Annotated in this window: 20 protein-coding genes; 12 read left to right on the top strand and 8 right to left on the bottom strand. The window is 64.7% G+C overall.

What is annotated here, in order from left to right:
* Nucleotides 1-6: 6 nt before the first annotated feature.
* The 3 genes from IVA81_RS01895 to dctP are packed head-to-tail and all read right to left on the bottom strand — an operon-like array spanning nt 7 to nt 2932.
* The gene (locus tag IVA81_RS01895; protein WP_247311410.1) at nt 7-1362 is read right to left on the bottom strand and encodes a TRAP transporter large permease; all 1356 of its coding nucleotides are present in this window, start codon (nt 1360-1362) and stop codon (nt 7-9) included.
* Entirely contained in the window at nt 1359-1916 is a 558-nt protein-coding gene (locus IVA81_RS01890) for a TRAP transporter small permease (RefSeq protein ID WP_247311407.1), read from the bottom strand. The genes IVA81_RS01895 and IVA81_RS01890 overlap by 4 nt, the downstream gene beginning before the upstream one ends.
* Nucleotides 1913-2932 (bottom strand): TRAP transporter substrate-binding protein DctP, encoded by a 1020-nt coding sequence (dctP, locus tag IVA81_RS01885; protein WP_247311404.1) that lies wholly within the window; start codon nt 2930-2932, stop codon nt 1913-1915. Before dctP ends, IVA81_RS01890 begins: the two co-directional genes overlap by 4 nt.
* Nucleotides 2933-3055: 123 nt before the next feature.
* On the opposite strand from dctP, the gene IVA81_RS01880 reads away from it, so the two are divergent.
* On the top strand, nt 3056-3742 hold the full coding sequence (locus IVA81_RS01880) for a GntR family transcriptional regulator (protein ID WP_247311402.1): 687 nt from the start codon (nt 3056-3058) through the stop codon (nt 3740-3742).
* A 69-nt stretch (nt 3743-3811) separates the two neighbouring features.
* Here IVA81_RS01880 and IVA81_RS01875 read toward each other — a convergent pair whose 3' ends face one another.
* Entirely contained in the window at nt 3812-4078 is a 267-nt protein-coding gene (locus IVA81_RS01875) for a hypothetical protein (RefSeq protein ID WP_247311399.1), read from the bottom strand.
* 64 nt (nt 4079-4142) lie between these two features.
* On the opposite strand from IVA81_RS01875, the gene IVA81_RS01870 reads away from it, so the two are divergent.
* The 8 genes from IVA81_RS01870 to IVA81_RS01835 all read left to right on the top strand — a co-directional run bounded on the left by IVA81_RS01870 (nt 4143) and on the right by IVA81_RS01835 (nt 12025).
* Complete coding sequence (locus IVA81_RS01870; protein WP_247311396.1) at nt 4143-4925, top strand: MetQ/NlpA family ABC transporter substrate-binding protein; 783 nt, start codon at nt 4143-4145, stop codon at nt 4923-4925.
* Nucleotides 4926-5083: 158 nt separating this feature from the next.
* Nucleotides 5084-6118 carry a putative FMN-dependent luciferase-like monooxygenase gene (locus IVA81_RS01865; RefSeq protein WP_247311393.1) on the top strand — a complete coding sequence of 345 codons (1035 nt, stop codon included), beginning with the start codon at nt 5084-5086 and terminating at the stop codon, nt 6116-6118.
* A gap of 35 nt (nt 6119-6153) precedes the next feature.
* Complete coding sequence (locus IVA81_RS01860) at nt 6154-6756, top strand: CMD domain protein (RefSeq protein WP_247311391.1); 603 nt, start codon at nt 6154-6156, stop codon at nt 6754-6756.
* Nucleotides 6757-6771: 15 nt separating this feature from the next.
* Nucleotides 6772-7350, top strand: a complete 579-nt coding sequence (locus tag IVA81_RS01855; protein WP_247311387.1) for an alkylhydroperoxidase domain protein — start codon at nt 6772-6774, stop codon at nt 7348-7350.
* 60 nt (nt 7351-7410) lie between these two features.
* Nucleotides 7411-8568 carry an ABC transporter substrate-binding protein gene (locus tag IVA81_RS01850; RefSeq protein WP_247311384.1) on the top strand — a complete coding sequence of 386 codons (1158 nt, stop codon included), beginning with the start codon at nt 7411-7413 and terminating at the stop codon, nt 8566-8568.
* A gap of 54 nt (nt 8569-8622) precedes the next feature.
* On the top strand, nt 8623-10446 hold the full coding sequence (locus IVA81_RS01845) for an ABC transporter permease (protein ID WP_247311381.1): 1824 nt from the start codon (nt 8623-8625) through the stop codon (nt 10444-10446).
* Entirely contained in the window at nt 10446-11288 is an 843-nt protein-coding gene (locus tag IVA81_RS01840) for an ABC transporter ATP-binding protein (RefSeq protein ID WP_247311378.1), read from the top strand. Before IVA81_RS01845 ends, IVA81_RS01840 begins: the two co-directional genes overlap by 1 nt.
* Nucleotides 11285-12025, top strand: coding sequence for an ABC transporter ATP-binding protein (locus tag IVA81_RS01835; RefSeq protein WP_247311375.1), 741 nt, complete (start codon nt 11285-11287; stop codon nt 12023-12025). The genes IVA81_RS01840 and IVA81_RS01835 overlap by 4 nt, the downstream gene beginning before the upstream one ends.
* A gap of 121 nt (nt 12026-12146) precedes the next feature.
* On the opposite strand, the gene IVA81_RS01830 is transcribed toward IVA81_RS01835, so the two are convergent.
* Nucleotides 12147-13658, bottom strand: coding sequence for an ATP-binding protein (locus IVA81_RS01830; protein ID WP_247311372.1), 1512 nt, complete (start codon nt 13656-13658; stop codon nt 12147-12149).
* A gap of 103 nt (nt 13659-13761) precedes the next feature.
* Nucleotides 13762-14598, bottom strand: a complete 837-nt coding sequence (locus tag IVA81_RS01825) for a YkgJ family cysteine cluster protein (protein ID WP_247311369.1) — start codon at nt 14596-14598, stop codon at nt 13762-13764.
* Between the two features lie 266 nt (nt 14599-14864).
* On the opposite strand from IVA81_RS01825, the gene IVA81_RS01820 reads away from it, so the two are divergent.
* Nucleotides 14865-15449: a hypothetical protein gene (locus IVA81_RS01820; RefSeq protein WP_247311366.1), complete on the top strand. Its 585-nt coding sequence runs from the start codon at nt 14865-14867 to the stop codon at nt 15447-15449.
* Between the two features lie 27 nt (nt 15450-15476).
* Here the strand turns inward: IVA81_RS01820 and IVA81_RS01815 are convergent, their stop codons facing one another.
* Entirely contained in the window at nt 15477-16541 is a 1065-nt protein-coding gene (locus IVA81_RS01815) for a 2-dehydropantoate 2-reductase (protein ID WP_247311363.1), read from the bottom strand.
* An 883-nt stretch (nt 16542-17424) separates the two neighbouring features.
* Here IVA81_RS01815 and IVA81_RS01810 point away from each other — a divergent pair.
* Nucleotides 17425-18240, top strand: coding sequence for an alpha/beta hydrolase (locus IVA81_RS01810; protein ID WP_247311360.1), 816 nt, complete (start codon nt 17425-17427; stop codon nt 18238-18240).
* A gap of 107 nt (nt 18241-18347) precedes the next feature.
* Here the strand turns inward: IVA81_RS01810 and IVA81_RS01805 are convergent, their stop codons facing one another.
* Nucleotides 18348-18827 carry a MarR family transcriptional regulator gene (locus IVA81_RS01805; RefSeq protein ID WP_247311356.1) on the bottom strand — a complete coding sequence of 160 codons (480 nt, stop codon included), beginning with the start codon at nt 18825-18827 and terminating at the stop codon, nt 18348-18350.
* 537 nt (nt 18828-19364) lie between these two features.
* Between IVA81_RS01805 and IVA81_RS01800 the strand changes: the two genes are divergently transcribed.
* Nucleotides 19365-20936 carry a porin gene (locus tag IVA81_RS01800; protein ID WP_247311353.1) on the top strand — a complete coding sequence of 524 codons (1572 nt, stop codon included), beginning with the start codon at nt 19365-19367 and terminating at the stop codon, nt 20934-20936.
* Nucleotides 20937-21322 lie beyond the last annotated feature (386 nt).

Raw genomic sequence — 21322 nt, 5'->3', positions numbered from 1 at the left:
CCTCTGTTATCGCGATGGTGGACCCATCACCAGGTTGGGCAGAAAGGTGGAAATCGACGGCATCAGGCAGAGCAGGACGACCGCGAACGCCATCAGCAGGACGAACGGCAGCGTTCCCCAGATCACGTCGCGGAGCGGAATGTCGGGCGCGATGTTCCTGATGACGAAGATGTTGAGGCCCACCGGCGGATGAATGAGGCCCATCTCCATCACGATCGTCATCACGACGCCGAACCAGATCAGGTCGAAGCCTGCGTCCTTGAGCGGTGGCAGGATGATCGGCGCGGTCATCAGGATGATCGAGAGCGGCGGCAGAAAGAAGCCGAGCACGACCACCAGCACCAGGATCGCGCCCAGCAGCACCCATCGCGACAGCTGCATCGCGACGATCGCCTGCGCCGCGCCCTGGCTGATGTGCAGATAGCTCATCACGTAGGAGTAGAGCAGCGACATGCCGATGATCAGCATCAGCATGGTCGATTCCTTCAGGGTCGATTCGAGGATCGGGCCGAGATCCCGCGGGCGCCACACGCCGTAGATCGAAGCGATCAGGACCAGCGCCAGGATGCCGCCGAGGCCGGCGGTTTCCGACGGCGTGGCATAGCCTCCATAGAGCGCGATCATGACACCGCTGAGCAGCACGACGAAGGGCAGCACGCGCGGCAGCGCGCCGAACCGCATCGCCATGGTGAAGCGCTCGTTCGACAGGATCGGATGCTGCGCCGGATCGGCCGCATAGGCCCGCTGCGCCGCGGCGTATTCAGTCTTGAACCTCAGCACCGCATAGGTCGCAAACAGCAGCACCAGCAGCAGGCCCGGCCCGATGCCGGCGAGGAACAGGCGTCCGAGCGACTGTTCGGCGGCGACTGCGTACAGGATCATGGTGATCGAGGGCGGCAGCAGGATGCCGAGCGTGCCGCCGGCGGCGATCACGCCCGCGGCAAAGCCGCCGGAATAGCCGCGCTTGCGCATCTCGGGAATGCCGGCCGAGCCGATCGCCGAGCAGGTGGCCGGAGACGATCCGGCCATCGCGGCGAACAGCGCGCAGGCAAAGACGTTGGCGATGCCGAGACCGCCGGGAATGCGGCCCATCCAGACATGCAGCGCGCTGTAGAGGTCCTGTCCCGCCTTCGACTTGCCGATCGCAGCGCCCTTCAGGATGAAGAGCGGGATCGCCAGCAGTGTGATCGAGGCCATCTCCTCGTAGACGTTCTGCGTCACCGTGTCGAGCGATGCGGCGGGCATGAAGAAGTACATGAAGATGACGGCGACCGCGCCGAGCGCCAGCGCGATCGGCATGCCCGAGGCCATGACGGCGAGCGTCGCGCCGCCATACATCAATCCAACGGCAAACGTGCTCATTTGCTCCTCCATCCGTCGACGCTCGTGGCGAGCTGCAGCGCGATCTGCAACGTCATCAGCGTCATGCCCAGCGACATCATGCTGTAGGGAATCCATAGCGGCGGGGCCCACGTCGATCCGGACACCTGCCCGTCGACCCAGGCTTCGTGGAACAGCGTCCAGGATTTCCAGGCGAAGAAGCAGCAGAACAGCAGGCTCGTGGCGTCGACCACGAGCATCCGGATCGCATTGCCGCGCTTCGACAGATAGCCGGTGAGGGCCTCGATGCCGATATGGCCGCGGCCGGCCTGCACGAATGCGGTGGACAGGAACGTGGCGCCGACCAGCAGGAACACCGCGGCCTCATCCTGCCAGTAGGTTGCCGCGTTGAAGAAGTAGCGCGCGGCCACGCTGTAGCTCAAGATCGAACTCGCGACGATGAGCGCGATCGAGCAGAGGACGACGATAGCCCTGTTGAGCCATGTCATCGCGCGGGCGATCCGTCCCACCGGGGAGCCGGGTCGCGACGTCGTCACGGCGGCGGAATGGCCGAGGTCGATGCCGTGCGCGCTCATGAGCCCGCCTCCATGGCAAGCTTGATCAGGCGGGCGCAGTTCTCGTTCTTGTTGGCGTAGTCCTTCCAGGCGGTGTCGCGCGCAAGCTCCCGCCACGCCTGAACCGTCTTGTCGCTGAGATCGTGCACCGTCGCGCCGGCGGCCTGATAGACCTTGGCGACGCGGACGTCGTCCTCCACCGCCGCGGCGCGGCCGAAGCCTTCGAGCTCGGCGCCGACCGAGATGATGATGTCGCGCTCCTCGCTCGAAAGCCGGTCGAACACGGCCTTTGACATCACGAGCGGCTCGAGCATGAACCAATAGCTCTTGGCCCGGCCCGTCGTCAGATGCTTGGCGAGCTCCTCCAGGCGAAACGAGGTCAGGCTGGTGGAGGAGGTGAGGGCTGCATCGCAGGCCCCGGTCTGCATCGCCGCATAGAGTTCATTGGAGGGCAGCGACAGCACCGAGGCGCCGGCAGCCTGGAGCACGAGATCCATCTCGCGCGAGCCGCCGCGGACCTTCATGCCCTTGGCATCGCCGACCTCGACCAGCGGGCGCGCGCGGCTGGCGACGCCGCCGGCCTGCCAGATCCAGGTGATGATGACGAGACCTTTGGCGGCGAGAAACTTACTGAACTCCTGGCCGATCGGCTTGTTCTTCCAGCCGAGGCCTTCGTCGTAACCGGTGACGAGGCCCGGCATCAGGCCGATGTTCAGTTCCGGAAGATCGCCGCCGGCGTAGGAGATCGGGATGAGGCTCATGTCGAGCGCGCCTTTGCGCATCGCCGAGACCTGGGCGTTGGTCTTCATCAGCGACGACCCCGGATAGATCTCGGCGGTCATCCCGCCCTTGCTGCGCTCCTGGATCAGGGCCGCGAAGCGGCGGCAGAGCCGGTCGCGGAAGTCGCCCTCGGTCGCGGTCCCTCCCGGAAACTGGTGCGAGATCTTCAGGGCCGTGGCCGCGCGCGCCTCTCCGAAGCGGAGCAGCGCCGGGGCCGCGATTCCCAAGGCCAGGGCTTGGCGTCTTGAAATCCTCATTCCATACCTCCCGTTGCTAGATTGCATTTTTTATTTCTAATATTGCATACAATTAACATATGAACTGCATGCTGTATGTTTTGTCAAGCCTGTGGTATGGAACTGGAGGATCGGATGTATACAATGAGCCAGGCCTTCAGACTGAAGCAATCGATCGAAGACGCTGTAATTGCAGGGGAATTCCTGCCGGGGGATCGCCTGGACGAGGCTTCGCTTGCGGAACGATTCGGGGTGTCCCGTACCCCCATCCGGGAGGCGCTGCTTCAGCTCGGCGCCGAAGGCTTCATCGATGTCCGCCCGCGCCGGGGCGCAATCGTCAGCGTCCCGACACCGACCCGGCTGTTCGAGATGTTCGAGACCATGGCCGAGATCGAAAGTGCCTGCGGACGGTTGGCTGCGCGTCGGCTGACTCCGGACAATGACGCCGCGATGGAGACCGCTCACCGCGCCTGCGAGATCGCCGCGCGTGAAGGCGACAGCGAGCAGTACTACGCGGACAACCGCAATTTTCACGAAGCGATCTATCGCGCCAGCCGCAACAGCTTCCTGGCCGATCAGGCGTTCGCTCTGCACAAACGCTTGAGCGCCTATCGCCGCATTCAGCTTCGGGCGCGCAATCGTCTGCTGCAATCGCTCCAGGAGCACGCCGGGATTCTCGAAGCGATCCGTGCCGGGGATGACCAGCTCGCTGCAACGCGGCTTCACGACCACGTTCTGGTGCAGGGCGAGCGATTCTCGGACATGGTGCTTGGTCTTGCCGGCGATCGACGCTCGGATGCCGCCGCGAGCAAAAGCGGGACGGCGAAATAGAGGCGGCGGGCACGTCGTCCGCTCGCCCGTCTCACCTGATGCTGGCAACACCGATCACCAGCACCGACATCAGCGCACGTTCGTCAGCAGCTCCACCGCCGTCTTCGGCTCCGCCAGCCAACGCGAGACTTTTTCGGCAAAAGGCAGCGTGGCATCGCCGAACATCGGCGCGCTATTGTGCCTGAAGAAGCGCGGAAGCCTTGGCGCGAGCCAAAGGGGGCCATGATGCGCCTCACCCTTCGCAGGCGTCGCCGCCGCCGCGAATTCATTTCGCGTTTGCTGCCGAATGGAGAAAGCGCGCCCGCCCCCGACACTCAATATGGATATCCATTTCATTGATTTCGGCCTACGGAGAAGCGAATACGGTTCCAATCGTTGCCGCATACCTTCGGAGACCAAGATGTCGTTTCGCCTTCCCCTGATCCTTGCAACCATCCTGGCCGCGTGGTCGGCGGGCGCTGCCGCTGAGACCATCAAGGTCGGCGTGACACCGGGGCCGCATGCGCAGATCTTCGAGGCGGTGAAGCCGATCGCCGCCAAGCAGGGGCTCGACATCCAGCTCATCGAGTTCTCGGACTATGTCGTCCCGAACGCCGCGCTCGATGCCGGCGATATCCAGGCCAATTCGTTCCAGAACCAGCCCTACCTGGACAACCAGAAGGCCGACCGCGGCTACAAGATCGAGGCCGTCGGCCTGACCGTGAACTTCCCGATCGGCGTCTATTCGAAGAAGCACAAGGCCTTCGCCGACATCCCCGAGGGCGGCAAGGTCTCGATCCCGAACGATCCGACCAATGGCGGCCGCGTGCTGCTGCTGCTGCGCGACAAGGGCGTGATCAAGTTGAAGGACGGCACCGGCTTCAAGCCGACGGTGCTCGACATCACCGAGAATCCCAAGAAGCTGAAATTCATCGAGGTCGATGCGGCGCAGGCGCCGCGCGCGCTCGACGATGTCGATGCCGCCGCGATCAACACCAATTATGCAACCCAGGCCGGCCTCGATCCGGTCAAGGATCCGATCCTGCGCGAGGATCCGAAAGGGCCCTACGTCAACCTGATCGCCGTGCGCGCCGCCGACAAGGACAAGCCCTGGGTCAAGATCCTCGTCGACAGCTATCACACGCCGGAGGTCAAGGAGTTCGTCCTGACCAAGTTCAAGGGCGCAGTGCTGCCGAGCTGGTAGGCAATCTGCCCTGCTCCAGCGCAGGGGCGATCCCGCAGCGTTGCGCATGAGCCTTGCGTATGTGCCTTGCGTATGAGCCTTGCGCAATGCCCGCTTGTCTGGAGCAGCAGTAACCGACATCATCGCCAGTCTGGCCATCCTCGCCCGACAGGGGTCGCATGAAACGCTTTGCAAATCTGAAACGCCTGGGGTTCTTCACGCGGCTTCTCGACGAGGCCCCGCCCGCCGAGCGATACCGCTTCGCGGCCGAGCAGATCGTGCGCGCCGAAAAGGCGGGCCTCGATTCCGCGTGGATCGCGCAGCATCATTTCCACGAGCGCGAGGGCGGCCTGCCGTCGCCCTTCACCTTCCTCGGCTACGTCGCAGCCCAAACCTCGCGCATCCGCCTCGGCACCGGCATCGTCACGCTGCCGCTGGAGAACGCGGTGCGGGTGGCGGAGGATGCGGCGGTGCTGGATCTGCTCTGCAACGGCCGCTTCGAGCTCGGCGTCGGCACCGGCGGCAATCCGTCGGCCTTCGCCGCCTTCGGCCTCGACAGCGCCCAGCGCAACGAAATTTTTGCGCGCAATCTGGAGGTCGTCCGCACCGCCCTGGTCGGCAAGCCGCTCGATGGCGGCGATACGATCTATCCGCAACGGCCGCAACTGGACAAGCGCATCTGGCAGGCCACGTTCTCGGTCGCGGGCGGCGCCCGCGCCGGCAAGGCGGGCGACGGCCTGTTGCTGTCGCGCACCCAGCCGCGAACCAAGGAGGCGCCGAAGGCCACGCTGGCGGAGATCCAGAATCCGGTGATCGACGCCTATCTGGAAGCGCTGCCGCCGGGATGCGAGCCCCGCATCATGGCCTCGCGCAGCGTCTTCGTCGCCGACGACCGGACTGAAGCGATGCGCCTTGCCGATATCGGGCTGCGGCGCGCGCTCCCTCAGTTTCTCAAGGGCGGCCACGCCAAGCCGGGCGAGACGCTGGAGGAGATGATCACGGCGTTCGACACCCATGTCGGCGCGGCCGACGACGTCATCGCCTCGCTCCGCGCGGATGCCACGCTGGAGCGGGTGACCGACCTCGTCTTCCAGGCGCATTCGGTCGATGCGCCGCATCCCTACATCCTGCGCTCGATCGAGCTGGTCGCGGAGAAGGTTGCGCCCGCGCTGGGCTGGATTCGGACCGCGCCCGATGTGGCGCTGGCGGGTTGATCGGACATGAAGAGCATCGCGTTGCACGAGGCTGAATGATGAGTACGCAGGATATCATCGACACGATCGCCGGGATCGAACCAGGCTCAGGTCTGGACGTCATCCGCACCCGCCGCCTGCAGGCGCGCGAGAATGCGCAGAAGAGCTATCTCTCACTGTTCGAGCCGATCGACGTGAGCGATTTCTCGCTTGCCGAGCGCGCCGCGGTCGCAGCCTTCGTGACCGGACTTCATGGCGAATCCCCCGTTGCCGCCTTCTATCGCGAGAAACTTGCAGCGAACGAGGATGGTGCGCTCCTGCTGGAAGCGATCGAGGCAGAGATTACGCGAGGCAGGACCTCGGGGCCGTATGGCTCGTATCCTGCCGGTCCGCTGTCGGCCGAGAACACCGCCGGCCTGATTTATCGCGTGAGCGCGGCGAGCAAGCCGGCGCTTGGCGCCAGGCTCGTCGCAGCGCTCGAGCATGCGCATCTCCTGGTGTTCCGGCCGCGCGATGCCGCGTCCGCCGACATGAAAGCGCTGCTGGACGCCGGCTGGTCGAACACCGGCATCGTCACCTTCTCCCAGCTCGTCGCGTTCCTGTCGTTTCAGCTGCGCGTCGTCAGCGGGCTGCGCACGCTCGCCGCAGCGAACGCATAAGAGGAGGCCGCAATCATGAGCGCCACCGTTAATCCCCCCGTCGTCTTTACCCAGGATGAACTGGGCTGGGTGTCGTGGATCGATCCGCTGCCCGAGGCCGAGCTGACCGAACGGCATTACGCCGGCCTCGTCGATCGCGCCCGCGCCAAGTCGGAGTATTTCCGCCTCCTGGTGCGCGATCCCGAAGTGCTGGAAGCCCGCACCAAGACCGACAAGGACATCTTTTACAATGTCGTCGACGGCCTGCCGCGCGCCGAGCGCGAGCTCGCCGCTGCCGCGACCTCGCGCTACAATGGTTGCATCTATTGCGCTTCGGTGCATGCGCGCTTTGCCAGCACCTATTCCAAGCGCCGCGAGGACGTGCAGCGCCTGCTCGACGAAGGCGTCGAGGCCGATCTTGGTGAGCGCTGGAACGCCATCGTCAAGGCGTCGGTGGCACTGGCCGCGACGCCGATCGCGTTCGGTCCTGACAATATCGCCGAGCTGCGCCACGCTGGGCTCGACGATGCCGAGATCGTCGACGTCATCAATGGTGCCTCGTTCTTCAACTGGGCGAACCGGCTGATGCTGTCGCTCGGCGAGCCTTCGAAATAGGCAATCTCGCCGGCATGGGAATTGCTGCTTGTTTCAACACCTGAGTGGATGGAGCCGTGCATGAGCAACATCGATCGTCGTACCCTGGTCAAGGGCTCGCTCGCCGCCTTGATGGCGGGCGCAACCTTCTCGCGCGCCGCCTTTGCGCAATCGTCCGAACCGATCCTGCTCGGCGTCAGCGGTCCGCTCACGGGACCGAACGCGCAATACGGCACGCAGTGGAAGCAGGGTTTTGATCTCGCACTCGACGAGATCACGGCTGCCGGCGGAATCAACGGCCGCAAGCTTGCCTACCAATTCGAGGACAGCCAGAGCGATCCGCGCCAGTCGGTGGCGATCGCCCAGAAGTTCGTTTCCGATCCCCGCATCGTCATGGAGCTTGGCGATTTCTCGAGTCCCGCCTCGATGGCAGCCTCGCCGATCTACCAGCGCGGCGGCCTCGTGCAGTTCGGCTTCACCAACTCGCATCCCGACTTCACCAAGGGCGGTGACTTCATGTGGAGCACGTCCGTCAGTCAGGCCGACGAGCAGCCGCTGCTGGCGGCCTATGCCGTGAAGCGTCTCGGTCTCAAGAAGCTCGCCGTGCTGCACCTCAACACCGATTGGGGCCGCACCAGCCGCGACTATTTCGTCAAGGCGGCGAAGGAATACGGCGCCGAGATCGCGGTGACTGAGGGCTACATCGCGGAGGAGCGCGACTTCCGCTCCACGCTGGTGCGCGTGCGCGACGCCAGTCCGGACGGCCTGATCCTGATCTCCTATTATTCCGACGGTGCGCTGATCGCGCGCCAGGCGCGGCAGGTCGGACTCAAGCAGCTGATCTGCGCCGCAAGCTCGGTCTACTCACCGAAATTCATCGAGCTCGGCGGCGAGGCGGTCGAGGACGTCCATCTCGGCACCCGCTACTTCCCAGAGGATCCCAGGCCGGAGGTGAAGAAGTTCATCGCCGGCTTCAAGGCAAAGTATGGCGGGCAGGAGCCCGACGCCTTCAATGCCTATTCTTATGACGCGATGAACATGGCGGCCGCTGTGGTGAAGATCGGTGGCACCGATCGCCGCGCCATCCGCGACGCTTTCGCCAAGGTGAAGGACGTCTCCAGCGTCATCTTCGGCGCCGCGACGTTCGACGTCGAGAGCCGCCGCGTCAAGGGCGCGATGAATGCCGAGCTGGTCGTCCGCAAGGGCCAGTTCGCGCTCTGGGACGGCAAGCCGACTTGACTTCATGGCTGGAGCGATCGCTCCAGCCCGTTCTCCCTTCAGTAGGAACGCTGCGTGTCTTCCTGGCTCGATTACACGATCAACGGGCTGATCGTCGGCAATGTCTACGCCCTCGTTGCGGTCGGGCTCGCGCTGATCTTCGGCGTCAGCCGGCTGATCAACTTTGCGCAGGGCTCGATCTATCTCGTCGGCGCCTATATCGGCTGGGTGGCGGTGGTGCAGCTTCATACGCCGCTGCCGCTCACCATCATCGTGGTCGCCGTGGCTGCCGCGATCGTCGGATTGATCATCGAGCGGTTCGGGCTTCGTCCGCTGCAGAACTCGGTGCGCATCGCGCCGCTGCTGGCGACGATCGGCATCAGCTTCGTGCTAGACCAGCTGGTGATGCTGACCTTCTCGCCCAATCCGCGCGCACTGCCGAGCCAGTTGCCGGACGTCCGCTTCCAGGTCGGCGGCGGCACCATCGGTCCGCTCGACCTGCTGATCGCCGGCGTCGGCCTCACCAGCGCGCTGCTGCTGTTCGTGTTCCTGCGTTACTCCAAGCTCGGCTGGGCGGTGCGCGCCACCGCGCAGGATCGCGACGCCGCGATGCAGATGGGCGTCGACGTCAACCGCGTCAATCAGGCGGTGTTCGGCATCGCGGCCGCGCTCGGCGGCGTCTCCGGCATGCTGGTCGGCATGTACTACAACCAGATCGACACCGCGATGAGCCTTCAGGCGACGCTCAAGGGCGTCGTCGCGGAAGTCGTCGGGGGCGCCGGCAACGTGCCTGGCGCGGTGATCGGCAGCCTGCTGCTCGGATTGGTGGAAAGCTACGGCGTTGCCGTGTTCGGCACCAGCTACCGCAATCTGTTCGCGTTCCTGCTGCTGGTCGTCGTGCTCGTGCTGCGCCCGAACGGCCTGTTCGCCAGCGCGCGGCAGGCGCCGCCCGAGCCGCTCACCGGCACGTTCATCGCGCCGAGCCGCCCCGTGCGCATTCCGCGCTGGGCCCTGGCCGTTGCGGCCGGCGGTTTCGCGGTTCTGCCGTTGTTCCCGGTCTCGTTCTACGTGCTCCAGACCCTGATCAACGCCTGGCTGCTCGGCATGCTCGCGCTTAGCCTGACGCTGGTTGCGGGCACGATCGGCCAGGTCTCGCTCGGCCACGCCGCGCTGCTCGCGATCGGCGCCTATAGCTCGGCATTGCTGTCGCTGACGTTCTCGGTGCCGGTCGGCCTCGCCATCATCGGCGGTGGCCTGATGAGCGCTGCGCTCGGCACCGCGCTGATCTCGCCGTCGTTCCGCCTGCGCGGGCATTATGTGTCGATCGCGACGCTCGCCATCGGCGAGATCGTCTCGCTGGTGATCCTGAACTGGGAGAGCGTCACGCGCGGGCCGATCGGCATCTCCGGCATCCCGCCGCTGTCGCTGTTCGGCTACGATTTGATCAGCCCAACCTCGATCTACTGGTTCAGTTTCGCGGTGATGGTGGTGCTGGCGCTGCTGCAGGGGCGGTTGCTCACCTCGCATCTCGGCCGCAGCTTTCGCGCCATCCGCGACGACGACATCGCCGCGCGCGCCTATGGACTCAGCCTGAACCGCTACAAATCGCTCGCCTTCATCTTCGGCGGGTTCGCCGCCGGAATCAGCGGCGGCATTGCGGCGCATCTGTATTCCTACATCAACCACGAGACCTTCAACACCCAGCAATCGATCCTGGCGCTGACCGTCGTGATCCTGGGCGGCCTCGGCAATGTGGTCGGCGCGATTGTCGGATCGGTCGCGCTGGTCGGCCTGCCCGAGCTCTTCAGGATCGCGGCCGAGTACCGCATCCTGATCTACGGCATCGTGCTGCTGCTGCTCGTGCGGTTCAGGCCGCAGGGTCTGTTGGGGACGATCTGATGGGGGAGCAACTGAAATCCCTGTTGTCGCTGCGCGGGCTGACGCGGCGCTTCGGCGGCCTCACCGCGGTCGACGCGATCGATCTCGATCTCGCCAAGGGCGAGCTCATCAGCATCATCGGCCCGAACGGCGCCGGCAAGACCACGCTGTTCAATCTCGTGACCGGACTCGACCGACCCGATGCCGGTACTGTCAGCTTCGAAGGGCAGGACGTCACGGGCCTGTCGCCGGAGCGGCTCGCTGCCGAAGGCATCGCGCGTACCTTTCAGCTCGGCCGCGTCTTCGGCAATCTCAGTGTCATGGATAACGTCCTGATCGGCGCCCACACGCGGCTGCGCGCGGTGAAGCCGGCCGTGCCGGTGATCGGCCCGCTGCTGGAGCTGGGTCTCGCGCTGCTGCGCCCCTCAAGCGTCAAGGCCGAAGAGGAGAAACTGCGGGAAGAGATGAAAGCCATTCTCGCCCGCTTCGGCGAGCGGCTGCTGCCGCGGATCGACCAGCCGGCCTACAGCCTCTCCTACGCCAACCGCCGCCGTGTCGAGATCGCACGCGCGCTCGCGCTGAAGCCGCGCCTGCTCCTGCTCGACGAGCCGACCGCCGGCATGAATCCGACCGAGACCGCGGAGATGCAGGGTCTCGTCGCCGAACTCAAGGCGGAAGGGCTGACCATCCTCCTGATCGAGCACAAGCTGGAAATGGTGATGCGCCTGTCCGACCGCGTCGTCGTCATGGATGAGGGCAAAAAGATCGCGGAAGGGCCGGGCGAGGAGGTGCGGGGCGATCCCAAGGTGATCGAGGCCTATCTCGGCCACGGCTTGGCGACGGAGCAGGAGAGCGCGGCATGACCAACGCTTCTGCCGAACCGCTGCTCGCGCTCACGGGCGTCAACACCTTCTACGGCCAGGCCCAGGTCCATTTCGACCTGTCGATATCGGTCACACGCGGCCATATCGTCTGCCTGCTCGGCGGCAATGCCAGCGGCAAGTCGACGACGATGAAGATTATCTTGGGTCTCGTGAAGCCGCGCTCCGGCGAGGTGAGCTTCGACGGCGCCTCGCTGCTCGGCCTCTCCACGCCGCAGATCGTGCGCCGCGGCATCGCCTCGGTGCCGGAGGCACGGCGACTGTTCGCGGACATGAGCGTGCGCGAGAACATCCTGATGGGCGCCTTTGTCCGCAACGACCGCGAGGCGATCGCGCAGGATCTCGACAAGATGCTCACATTGTTTCCGAAGCTCGGCCAGCGGCTATCGCAGCGCGCCGGCTCGCTCTCCGGCGGTGAGCAGCAGATGGTGGCAATGGCGCGGGCGCTGATGAGCCGGCCGCGCATGATCGTGATGGACGAGCCAACCATGGGCCTGTCGCCACTCTATGTCGACCGCGTGCTGGAGCTGATCCGCACCATCAACCAGGAAGGCGTCTCGGTGTTCATGGTCGAGCAGAACGCCAGCCTCGCGCTCGAGATCGCGCATGAGGCCTATGTGCTCCAGACCGGCAAGATCGTGCTGTCAGGCCCGGCGCGGGCGCTGAAGGACGATCCTCGAATCCGCGACGCCTATCTCGGCGGCTCCGAGGCTGCCTGACGCAGTGCGCTGACCTCTCCACGTCATGGCCGGGCTTGACCCGGCCATCCACGTCTTGCTTCACGGCACGAAGAACGTGGATGCCCGGGACAAGCCCGGGCATGACGACCTCCATCTCCTATCACGCCGAAGCCGCGCTACGCGCCGGCTCGGCCGGCAGATCGTCCCCATTGGGATCGCCGGGGGCCGTGGCCCAGGCCAGCTCGACCAGCGTCACGATCCGGCGCCCGCCACCGTCGAGCTGGACCACGATCAGGCCCTGCTCCTCCATATAGCCGAGCAGCCGCTGCGCCCTTCGCAGCGAATGCGAGCCATAGGCCCGCGCGATCGCGGCGTCGCCGGGACACGGCCAGCCTTCCTTCGCTGCACGCGCGATCATCATGAACACGCCCTGCATGTCGTCGGGCAGGATCGAGGCGCGCAGCGACACGTCCTGCCAGGCATCGTCCCCGGCGATGTCAGCACCAAGCCCGGCGCGGGCATGCGTCAGCATGCGGCGGAATTCGTTGAGATCGGGCACCGCCGAGCCGAGGCCCTCGATGCGGCAGCGGACCACGAACTCCTGATAGAGCACGCCGATGGCGCGGAAGCCGGCGTCGGGTTCGGCGAGCACGGCGCGCAGCGTACGATCCACGCGCTCGCGCCGCTCGGCGAGCTCCTCGGCGCTGACCATCACCTCCACCACGTCCGGCCGAATCTCCGGCGTTGCGGCCTTCGCGGCGCGGAGCTGCTCGAGCAGATCCGGCGCGGGCCGTCGCTGCGGCCGGCTGGCATCGGGCGGCGGTGCGGCCAGGATCACGGCGCGCATATCCTCGAGCGCGGCCTCCGGCAGCGGCATCAGCCGCGGTGTGGAATTGCGCGGGCTGGTCGCGGTCGGGCCGATGTTCAAACGCAGCGGACGGCGCGACAGCGCAGGTCCCAGCGCCATGAACTGTCCGCGCTCGAGGTCGCGAAAGGCTTCGGCCTGCCGCCGTTCCATGCCGAGCAGATCGGCGGCGCGCGCCATGTCGATGTCGAGGAAGGTCCGGCCCATCAGGAAATTGGAGGCTTCCGCCGCGACGTTCTTGGCGAGCTTCGCCAGCCGCTGGGTCGCGATGATGCCGGCGAGGCCACGCTTGCGGCCGCGGCACATCAAATTGGTCATCGCGCCGAGCGAAAGTTTTCGCGCTTCGTCGGAGACTTCGCCCGCGACCGCCGGCGCGAACAGCTGCGCCTCGTCGACGACGACGAGCATCGGATACCAATGGTCGCGGTTGACGTCGAACAGCCCGCCGAGAAACGCGGCCGCACGGCGCATCTGATTCTCGGCGTCGAGACCTTCGAGATTGAGCACGGTGGAGACTCGATGCAGCCGCGCCCGCTCGCCGGCGACCTGAAGGCCGCGCTCGGTGTGATCCTCGGCCTCGATCACGAGATGGCCGAAGCGCTCGGCCAGCGTGACGAAATCGCCTTCGGGGTCGATGATGGCCTGCTGCACCCAGGGCGCGCTCTGCTCCAGCAGCCGCCGCAGCAGATGCGATTTGCCGGAGCCCGAATTGCCCTGCACGAGGAGGCGGGTCGCCAAGAGTTCCTCGAGGTCCATGGCGGCCGCGGCGCCCGCCGTGGTCTGCCCCATCTCGATCGCAACTGTCATGCCCGACTCAAGTCCCCGTCATTCGCGGACAGGGGCTTATCAATCCCGTCGCGGCGCGTCGAGCGGGAGGGCCCTGATCATGCCGCGTTGCCCACGGCGGCGTTCAGGCGTGATTGGATTGCCGTAGAAGTGCGGGACGATAGGGGGCCTGCGGATCGTCGTCCTCGTTCTCGGGGATCGCGCAGGAGCCGAATTCCTGCCTGATCCGCTCGATCTCGGCGATCCGCTCATGCAATCGCTGCAAATGCTCCGGCGATGTCGCCCGCCAGAACCGGAACGTGTCGGCCGTGAGCGGCAGGAATGCCGTGCCTGATAGCGTCGGCTCGGGAACGACGGTGCGCCCGAGCAGCAGGAACCGGTTCTCGCCGGAGACGACGAGGGTGGCATAGCCCCGGTTTCCGATCCGCCTGATCCCGTTCAGCGACCATTCGGCGAGCTTGCTGAAATACGGCTCCTCACGCCAGCGATCGGGACAATGGTCGTCGACCGTGACGTTCACGGCATCCTGGCTGAAATGGACGATGATGCCCGACTTCGCGGGAAACCATTCGTCGTCGAGATGGCCTTGCAGCCAGGCGCAGACGAAGGAGCGGCACATCTGGGGGCGGCGGTCGTAGATGGTGCAGCCGGTGCCGGTCTGCCAGTGCTTGCAGAGATGGTTCACCGGCTTGTCGACGGCGGCCACTTCGAGAACGTCGCAGCAGGCGTTGCACGATCCGCATTGTCGGGTCAGCGGCGCCGCCTTCGGCACGCCGGCTGCCTTGAAGCCTTGTCCAGCCTTGAAGCCTTGGCCGTCGCGAACGAGCAGCTTCTGCTTCTCCAGTGTGTTCAACGCGCGCTCGACCTTGAGACGGGACAATCCGGTCGCGTCGATCACACCCTTCATGGTTGTCGCGCCGGCCTCCACCGCGCGAACGACCTGCAACGTCGATTGATCCATCTTCGATGACTTGTTCTTTCGCCCATCATCCGGCATGGCCGGCACCCGGAACCTGCTGCCCGGAACCGGCATCTGGAGTATCTGCCGAGGCATCTCGGCAGCTGCCGTTACGTAAGGCCAGACCTCGCATGGATGCAAATTTTTCGCAAATCGGCGACCATGGGGACGGTCGGTTTCGGACCAGACGCGCCGATTCCGGGCCTTGCGGACCGGATTCGATGATGAAGATCAAATCAACCTGGCCCGGGGCCTGCTAGCTCAGGCGCATGACCCTCCTGACCTTCTTCACGGCGACCTATGTCCTGCTGGCAGTGCCCGGCCCGACCAACACCTTGCTCGCGACATCGGGCGCGGGGATCGGCATTGCGCGCTCGCTTCATCTGCTGGTGGCGGAGCTGTGCGGCTATCTGCTGGCAATTGCCTTGCTGCGGCTCGCGCTCGGCCCCATCGTCAGCGACATCCCGCTCGCGGCGCTCGCGCTTCGCGTCGCGGTCACCGTCTACATCCTGTGCCTCGCCTTCATGCTCTGGCGCGTCAACACACGCGAGCGGCGTGACGGTGCACCGGTGAGGTTTGGCCAGGTGCTGCTTGCCACGCTGCTAAACCCGAAAGCGATCGTCTTCGCCTTCCTGCTCCTGCCGCTCGAGGCCGGGCCGCTTGATTTGCTGCCGTGGCTCGGCGTGATCGCGTTGCAGATTCTTACGGCTGGCGCTGCGTGGATCACTCTGGGCGCAACGCTCGGCCGTGGTGCCCGTCGCCTCGGGCATCCCGACCTGGTCACGCGCGTCGGCGCGGTCACGCTGGTTGCCGTGACCGGCCTGATCTGGCTTCAATCCTTCCTGACGGCTTGAAGCCACGCCTCGCTGGATCCGGCGCGCTTATTGCGCGCCGGATCCGCCCTGCACGATCTTCTCGTTCAGCTTCTGGTCCACGGTCTCGACCGTGCGGTCGATCTCGGAATTGGGCACGCCGAGCTGATGCGAGATCAGCTTCACCAGGAGGTCGACGCGCTCGATGAAGGGCGCGCCGCTCGCGACCGCGCGCGCGGCCGATGACGGCTTGAGCAGGCTTTCGGCGGCCTTGGCGTATTTCGCGAACGGCACCTGGTCCTGCGGATCGGCGCCGAGGCGGCGCGCGATGGCGTCGACATGGTCGTAGATCGTCTGCGAGCGCTGGAGGTCGCCGTGCACGGCGTCGCGGATCGACTGCGGCTCGTTCGGCGTGATGCAGCGGTAGTTGCCGGTCAGCAGCATCGACCATTTCGCCAGCGGCACGAACAGCGAGTCGAACACTTTCAGCTTCACCGGCACGTCGTGGCCGTCGAGCGTCACCGCGTCGATGTCGGCCTCTAATTCGCGCAGCACCTTGTTGTGTTTCTCGTCGGCGAAAATCGACGCCTTGAAGTTGGTGGGCAGGCCGACATGCAGCACGTTCGCGGCTTCTTCCGGCGGACGGAACGCCTGCGGGTCGGGTGAGCACAGCGTCACCAGCCCGGGCTCGAACCGCTCCCACACCTGCGCATTGGTGTAGGCCTCTTCCAGATCCATGTCGGCGAGCGCCGGGATACGCTTCAGATAGGGCAGCGGCGGCATGTTCATGATCGACAGGCACGGCAGCTTCGCCGCGGCGATCTTGACCATGAGAACGCGCACCGTGTGGTTGGTGTATTGCGGCTCCTGCATCGCAAGGCCGACAAGATCGTAGCGGGAGAGGTCGACATTGGCCGGGGTCACGGCGTCGAGCTTGCCGGGCAGGTTGCGCGAGAAGATCGCCCGGTGCACCGCCTCGTCGCGCAATTTGATGCGCACCTCGGTACCTTCACGGTTGATCAGCTCCGCGGTCTTGGCGCGGCAGACCAGGGTCACGTTGTGCCCCGCCATCAACAGCTTCGTGCCCAGCAGCGAGCCGTAAGAAGCCCCGAGAATCAATATGTTGCGCGCCATGCTCCGTCCCTTTGACAATGTGTGTGATTTTTGAGCCCCGGCCGTCATCCGCGGGCGAGTTGCCGGCATGTAAAGCGAAGTGCGCGGGGATGGCAACTGGGATAATGCATACAAGGGCAGGGCCGGCCGGCAAGGACCCCCGGCTTGCGCAGCGCGCCTCCTACCGGCCTTCGTTTGTGGCCCGACGAGTCAAGGCCCCTCGCTTCGGCACGTGCCGCTGACAATCCGCTCGCCCAACGCCATACGGCTTTACCGAATTCCGATCCGTCTTGCTCGTCCCGGCTCATCGTGAGGTGCGATCGTACGTCGTCACACTACGCGCGCTGATGATCAGCACGTCGGTATCGCTGTCATCATGTTGTCACGTCGCCAGCGCGCATGGATGAAGCGGCAATCCGCCGCATCGCTCACCATATCGTGGCTTCACAATGACGGCCTAGGCAGGCATGTCTCTTCCATCGGCAAGGTGAAGTCATTTCTATTCGCCGATCGCAACAAGAAACGACAAGGCCCTGATCGTGGCGGCATGCGCGGGCAAACTAATGTTTATCAGCGATGGAGCTGGACGTGACGATTGAGTTGAGCCGACCTCGACTTTGTGCCCGAGCCGACTGACATGGAAGGTGATCATTGGCCTTGCGGATCGTGCGACGGCGCCGGGCAAAGCCTGGCACGCTTGCGGGCTCGCGCGTCTCAATTTTTCGAAAGCCTGTCCGTCGCAGAGCTCGTGCGTGAGACACATCGGCATCTGTGGATTTCGGACTGGCTGAGGGTCGCAGACGACTACCGGACATTGGCCCAATCTGCGCGCGACGCTGGTTCCGCTCAGACTGCGCGGGAAGCGTGGCTATGTTCGCTGACGGCCCTCGAAGTCGTCAGAAGCTTGTCTTGTCCGGAAGATGTCGCAAGTGCCGACCTCGCAGGCGAGGTCGGCATCAGCCTGAGAGGCTTCGAGGCGGAGGCGGGCCTCGCGATCGAGCGCGTCAAGATCGATTGCTTCGATCAGGGAGCGTTGGCTGGCTTCTTTCTGCCGGCGCTCCGCCGTGGACCTTCCGCGCCGGCGGTCATCTGCGTCAGTGACGAGGACATCACTTTGGGCTCGATGATGAGCAGGCTGTTGCCGGCGTCACTCTGCGGGAGCATGTCGCTGCTGCTCGTCGATGCCGGCAATTCGACCGTTCATCGCTCCTTCAAGCCGGAGCACAGGCTCCAGTGCTGGTTGGACTATCTGGAAGCTCGCTCCGATGTCGACTCGCGGCGGATCGCGATCTATGGCGAAGGGACGAGCGCCTGCTATGCATCCCGCCTTGCCCTCTCGGATCGCAGGATCGCGGCCGCGGTGTGTGACGGCGGCCTTTTGAGCCCGCTCATGCGTCGCGCATCGCTTCGCTGGATGAGCGGCTCCGGGCAGGCCGTCCCTGACGCGGCTTCGACCCGTTCGTCGCTGCCGTCGCGCCGGCTCCCGTGTCCGCTGCTCATGGTCGTCGGGAGTCGTTCCCTGGTGTGGGAGCAGGATGCTCTCGATCTGCAAGCCGGCTATCGGCAGAGTGGAGCTGATTGCTCAGTCGTCGTACCCAACAACGTCCTGCATCCGCTCGGCGAGGTCGAGAACTTCATCGCTGTCGACGACTTCGTTTTCGACTGGCTCGACAGCAAGCTCGGAACGGCCCGCCAGCATCAACCCGTGACCTACCTTTAGCCCGGTCCCGAATCGCGTGCAGGTCAATCGTGGCGGCCCGGCGGCATCGGTGCCCGGCTCGGACGCTGATTCCAGGCCAGGCAGATTCCAAGCCAGGCATCAGCGCATCACGACGCGTCGATGGCCAGCAATCGTGCCGCCAGCCGGGCGTTCCTGGCGATCGTTGCGAGCGCGGCATTCAGCTCAGCCAGGCTCTTCTCGTCGAGCTCGTTGAACATGGTCGAATTCAAGGCGAGCTTTCTCTTGGACAGCTTCTCGATCTCCGTCGTCGCCTTCGCCGTCAGCGACATCAGAATGAAGCGGGCATCGTCCGCTGCCGGCCGCCGCGATAGAAAGCCGCCCTTTTCCAGGGTCTTGGTCTGGTTGGTCACGAAGGCCGGGTGGACCCGCAGCTTGTTCGCGATCTCGATGCCGGCGACGCCACGCCCTTCGTCCAGTTCAGTGATTGCCATCAAGATCAGCCATTGCGGCTGGGTAATGCCCAGCAGTCCGGCCCAGCTGGTATGGATGTCCTCCAGCTGAGAGTGAATTTCGACGACATTCCAGATGAAGTCCCTAATCGCCCTGTCGAGCTTCTTCTCGATCATGCCACGCTGCCCCTCCCGTTTGGCGTTGATCCTTTTTTATTGTTCTTGGACCAGTGTTCTATCGGGATATCGCGAGGACGTCTCCTATGTTGCGCCCGTGCAAGGGCCGCAGACACGTCATTGTGGAAATGGTCTAAAGATTCGATGCTTGCAAAAATCAATTAATTCAATTACGTCTCGGCCCACTCAATCTTTGCTGCTCTTGACCGCGTCGGCGGACAGCGATGTGAGACCTCCAAGAAAGCCCTCGGGATGCCCCCTGAGGGCTTTTTACTTTTTATTCAGTACGTTAGTTAGCCTTCACATCGGCTCTGTTGCTCCCCGGCAACATCTCTCGTTGAACTGACAATTCACCAAATCAATAAATTGAGGCTGTTGTTTTTATAAACTATACGTGAGGCACGACGGAGGGGGGGCACCTCACTGTCGTTTCAGTCCGGACCTTCAGTGCGGATCTGAATTGAACGGAAATTATGAGGGTGAAGCGGTGTCCTCCGAGGAAGCCGAGCCCCCTGAATCGACCTGGAGGTTTACCTAATGAAGTTGACGAAGACGCTTTTGCTCGGCTCGGCTGCCGGCCTGATGGCCGCCTCCGGGGCGTTCGCAGCCGATCTTCCCGTGAAGGCCAAGGCGGTCGAATACGTGAAGATCTGCTCGCTGTACGGCGCCGGTTTCTACTACATCCCGGGCACCGACACCTGCATCAAGCTGGGTGGTTATCTGCGCGCCGAAGTCGCGTTCAACACCAACAGCAATTACGGCATTTCGAACGGCTCTCCGGGCGGTGCGCACAACCGTCTCAGCAACTACTACCAGATGCGCGCTCGTCAGGATCTCAACATCGACACGCGCACCGCGACCGAATACGGCGTCGTCCGTACCTTCTTCGACGGCGTCTTCACCTGGACGACCGGCGGCTATCAGGGCTCCGGCTCCGCGACGGGCAGCACGGTTTATACCGGCAACCTCGGCCTCAACACCTCCGGTGCGACGCCGGCGCTCGTTGGTTCGTCGATCAACGGCACCGACGGCAACACTTCGGGCGGTTCGCTCGGCGTGTACTACGCCTTCATCCAGTTCGCTGGCTTCACCATGGGTAAGGCCGTGTCGCAGTTCGACGCGCCCTGGACCAACTATCCCGGCAACAACATCGACAGCCTCGTCGGCGGTTCCGGCACGGTCACCGGCGTCAACCAGTTCACCTACACCGCTGACTTCGGTCAGGGCGTGACGGCGGCGTTCTCGGCTGAAGATGCGACGGCCTACTATCAGGCGGGCAACGTGAACCTGACCGGCGCGACCGCAGGCGGCATGGTCGGCGGCTCGTATGGCTCCAACGCCATCGGCGGCTCGCGTTCGCCGAACCTCGTCGGTATGGTCCGCGTCGACCAGGCTTGGGGTATGTTCCAGGCGTCGGTCGCTGCGCATGACAACCACGTCGCCTACTACGGCGCCACCGAAGCCACCGGCCACCCCGACGACAAGTGGGGCTGGGCGGTTCAGCTCGCTCTGTCGATCAAGAACATCCCGACTGGTGCGGGTGACGTGATCAACATTTCGGGCGTCTACACCGACGGTGCGACCCGCTACAACTTCCAGAACCTGGCCGGCAGCTCCTACTCGATGTTCGGCAGCTCGGGCATTGCTTACCAGAGCGTTGGCTTCGCCTATGCTCCGGACACCGTGTTCGTCACGGGCGGCCAGCAGGAAACCGTCAAGACCTGGGGCTTCCGTGGTGCTTACACCCACAACTGGGATCCCTACTGGAACACCGCGCTCTACGGTGCCTACGCTCAGGCGCAGTACGGCTCGGTCGCCAAGACCGCGCTCTGCGGCGCTGGCGGTGCAGGCGGCGTCTTCGGCGGTCTCGCCGGTGTCACGGGTTGTAACCCTGACTTCGCCGTCGGCCAGGTCGGCATCATCACCCGCTGGACCCCGGTCAAGAACCTGACGTTCTCGGGCGACCTCAACTGGACCCGTCTCGACCAGAAGTACTCGGGCACGGTTGGTTACGCTGGTGCCGGCACGACGGCCAAGCCGGCCGCCCTGTACGAGCTGAAGGATCAGGACAGCGTCACCCTGCTGCTCCGCGCTCAGCGCAACTGGTAAGATCAGTCGAAGCACTTCGACGAGCACCCGGCGGGAAACCGCCGGGTGTTTTTTTGTGCGCGTTTTAAGTGATGTCCGACGCCCCTAGCCAGGGTGAGCGCAGCGATATCCGGGACCTCAGTCGCAACGATCCCGGATGTCGCGGAGCCTGTCATCGGGCGGCGCGTCGCGCCGACCCGTTGGCTCATCCGGGCTACGGAGCGTGCCTGTGTCGCTCCGCTGTCAATCCAGCCGCGCAAAAATATTCCACTTTACCGAAATTCGGTTTTGTCGTATGTGTCGTCCATCCCGGCTCATCCAAGAGGGGCGATCTTGTGTCGTCACTGTCGCGAGCCGGGTCTGCGGTGGACGCGGCAGCGTCGGCACGAGATGGGGCGGGCAGGGCG

Source organism: Bradyrhizobium sp. 141 (assembly GCF_023074055.1).
Classification (GTDB): Bacteria; Pseudomonadota; Alphaproteobacteria; order Rhizobiales; family Xanthobacteraceae; genus Bradyrhizobium.
Note: the sequence above shows the minus strand (reverse complement) of the source record. Positions and strands in the feature narration are given on the sequence as shown.

What these genes read in the sequence shown, in the direction of transcription:
- IVA81_RS01895 (WP_247311410.1), bottom strand. Translation starts at nt 1,362, where the DNA reads ATGAGCACGTTTGCCGTTGGATTGATGTATGGCGGCGCGACGCTCGCC.
- IVA81_RS01890 (WP_247311407.1), bottom strand. Translation starts at nt 1,916, where the DNA reads ATGAGCGCGCACGGCATCGACCTCGGCCATTCCGCCGCCGTGACGACG.
- dctP (WP_247311404.1), bottom strand. Translation starts at nt 2,932, where the DNA reads ATGAGGATTTCAAGACGCCAAGCCCTGGCCTTGGGAATCGCGGCCCCG.
- IVA81_RS01880 (WP_247311402.1), top strand. Translation starts at nt 3,056, where the DNA reads ATGAGCCAGGCCTTCAGACTGAAGCAATCGATCGAAGACGCTGTAATT.
- IVA81_RS01875 (WP_247311399.1), bottom strand. Translation starts at nt 4,078, where the DNA reads ATGAAATGGATATCCATATTGAGTGTCGGGGGCGGGCGCGCTTTCTCC.
- IVA81_RS01870 (WP_247311396.1), top strand. Translation starts at nt 4,143, where the DNA reads ATGTCGTTTCGCCTTCCCCTGATCCTTGCAACCATCCTGGCCGCGTGG.
- IVA81_RS01865 (WP_247311393.1), top strand. Translation starts at nt 5,084, where the DNA reads ATGAAACGCTTTGCAAATCTGAAACGCCTGGGGTTCTTCACGCGGCTT.
- IVA81_RS01860 (WP_247311391.1), top strand. Translation starts at nt 6,154, where the DNA reads ATGATGAGTACGCAGGATATCATCGACACGATCGCCGGGATCGAACCA.
- IVA81_RS01855 (WP_247311387.1), top strand. Translation starts at nt 6,772, where the DNA reads ATGAGCGCCACCGTTAATCCCCCCGTCGTCTTTACCCAGGATGAACTG.
- IVA81_RS01850 (WP_247311384.1), top strand. Translation starts at nt 7,411, where the DNA reads ATGAGCAACATCGATCGTCGTACCCTGGTCAAGGGCTCGCTCGCCGCC.
- IVA81_RS01840 (WP_247311378.1), top strand. Translation starts at nt 10,446, where the DNA reads ATGGGGGAGCAACTGAAATCCCTGTTGTCGCTGCGCGGGCTGACGCGG.
- IVA81_RS01835 (WP_247311375.1), top strand. Translation starts at nt 11,285, where the DNA reads ATGACCAACGCTTCTGCCGAACCGCTGCTCGCGCTCACGGGCGTCAAC.
- IVA81_RS01830 (WP_247311372.1), bottom strand. Translation starts at nt 13,658, where the DNA reads ATGACAGTTGCGATCGAGATGGGGCAGACCACGGCGGGCGCCGCGGCC.
- IVA81_RS01825 (WP_247311369.1), bottom strand. Translation starts at nt 14,598, where the DNA reads ATGGATCAATCGACGTTGCAGGTCGTTCGCGCGGTGGAGGCCGGCGCG.
- IVA81_RS01820 (WP_247311366.1), top strand. Translation starts at nt 14,865, where the DNA reads ATGACCCTCCTGACCTTCTTCACGGCGACCTATGTCCTGCTGGCAGTG.
- IVA81_RS01815 (WP_247311363.1), bottom strand. Translation starts at nt 16,541, where the DNA reads ATGGCGCGCAACATATTGATTCTCGGGGCTTCTTACGGCTCGCTGCTG.
- IVA81_RS01805 (WP_247311356.1), bottom strand. Translation starts at nt 18,827, where the DNA reads ATGATCGAGAAGAAGCTCGACAGGGCGATTAGGGACTTCATCTGGAAT.
- IVA81_RS01800 (WP_247311353.1), top strand. Translation starts at nt 19,365, where the DNA reads ATGAAGTTGACGAAGACGCTTTTGCTCGGCTCGGCTGCCGGCCTGATG.